Annotated in this window: 3 protein-coding genes; 1 reads left to right on the top strand and 2 read right to left on the bottom strand. The window is 55.3% G+C overall.

Annotated features, from left to right (window positions below; all coding sequences use genetic code 11):
* Both CW742_RS12665 and CW742_RS12660 read right to left on the bottom strand, forming a co-directional pair.
* Positions 1–205: cation:proton antiporter (locus CW742_RS12665; RefSeq protein ID WP_292420907.1), on the bottom strand; the 205-nt coding region annotated here is incomplete at its 3' end.
* Complete coding sequence (locus CW742_RS12660) at positions 205–660, bottom strand: cation:proton antiporter regulatory subunit (protein WP_292420903.1); 456 nt, start codon at positions 658–660, stop codon at positions 205–207. The genes CW742_RS12660 and CW742_RS12665, both read right to left, overlap by 1 nt.
* Positions 661–1,062: 402 nt before the next feature.
* Here CW742_RS12660 and CW742_RS12655 point away from each other — a divergent pair.
* The coding region (locus CW742_RS12655; RefSeq protein ID WP_292420901.1) for a hypothetical protein at positions 1,063–1,516 on the top strand (454 nt) is incomplete at its 3' end.

Genomic DNA, 1,516 nt, shown 5'->3' with positions numbered 1-1,516 from the left:
GCCCAAGGCCCATGAAGAAGAGGAGGAAGAGCAGGCCGATCTCCGAGAAGAACTGGCTGATCTCGTCCGACTGGACAATGCCGATGCCCGCCTTCCCAAGCACAATCCCGGCAAGGATATAGAACGGGATCGCCGGAACCGAGAGATATTTGGAAATAAGCGCAAGCACCAGACAGACGAAAAGTGCGATGATGAAGCCTTCCATTACTCCACCAGTATTTCACTCTCAAATTTTTTAATCTGGTCGCTTTCTCCTATGACCAGTGCCGCATCTCCTTCCTCGAATGCAAACGATGGCGGCGGGTTGATGATATTCTTGTCCTGGCGGCAGACCGCAATGACCGTTGCTCCGGTCTTGGCCCGGATCCGGAGGTCTTCGATGGTCTGACCTGCCCGGGCCCGGGGAATGTAAAACGTATGGATAGTGACCCGAAGATCTGCAAGCGCCGAGAACGCTATCTCCACGCTCTCCTGGTCGGCTTCGATAATTGCCCCGGTGAGGATGTTGCCCAGGCGCCGGGCCTCGACAGGGGTCATCTCAGCTGCGCTGGAAGAATGGCAGCCTTTCTGGAGCGTGTACATCTGGATTGTCCCGGTCGAAGTGAAGAAGATTGCGACCGTATCACCCTTGTCGGTCTTAAATTCGTATTTGGTTCCCACACCAGGAAGTTTCACCGATCGAAGCGCCATAGGAGACATTAGAGAAATGATCCTGAAATATATTATGGTTTTGAGAGGGATGCACCGCCGTTATAGCACTGCACAAAAAAAGAGAAGGGGGTTTTAGGTCTGAGAGGTCGGGAGGTGCGATGCACGGGATGTTTCTGGCATCTGACATCTGAGGGGTTTGTCGCCCTCCCCACATACCCTGTTGAAAGAACGGAGGTATAAACCAAGGACCGGGCGGGGTGAAAGTGATTGCTGGTATGAAAATCCCCGGGATTTTCATCAGCGTTCTATGCTGCTTCGCCCCATAGCGCGCTCTGTCCACAAACCGGTTTCCCCGGGGATACCTGCGGGGAAATAAACAACCATTTAACCCGCCATACCGGACACTGATCCATGGATCGGACAGAACATGTCCACATCATCAGCGCCGGTGAGAAGATACAGGTCGCGTATCCCGCACTAATCCGAAAACTCCCGACCATCTCCCGGACCATCGTGTTTACCGACAGCACCATTCACGAGGGATCAGCGGACCCGGCAACGGAGAGGCACCGGCTCGCAGTCCGGAATGCGGCCTGTGCGGTGCAGGAGATTGCCGCATCGCTCTCGATACCCGTTTCCCGGGAACTGATTTTTCCACCGTCATATGGGTCGGTCCGATCAGCGCTAACAAGGATACGCCGGGAGAACCCGGGTGCACGGTTCACGTTTGACCTGTCGGGAGGGTCAAAAGAACTCTGCATGGCGCTCTTTGCCTTTGCCCCCTGGCTTGGAGGCGAGGTCTATCTCTCCTTTGACGAAAAGACCGCACGCCACGTCCCGCTGCCAGACCGCACGGTCAGTTCCC

Origin of the sequence: Methanoregula sp., assembly GCF_002835825.1 — an archaeon.
GTDB lineage: Archaea > Halobacteriota > Methanomicrobia > Methanomicrobiales > Methanospirillaceae > Methanoregula.
Note: the sequence above shows the minus strand (reverse complement) of the source record. Positions and strands in the feature narration are given on the sequence as shown.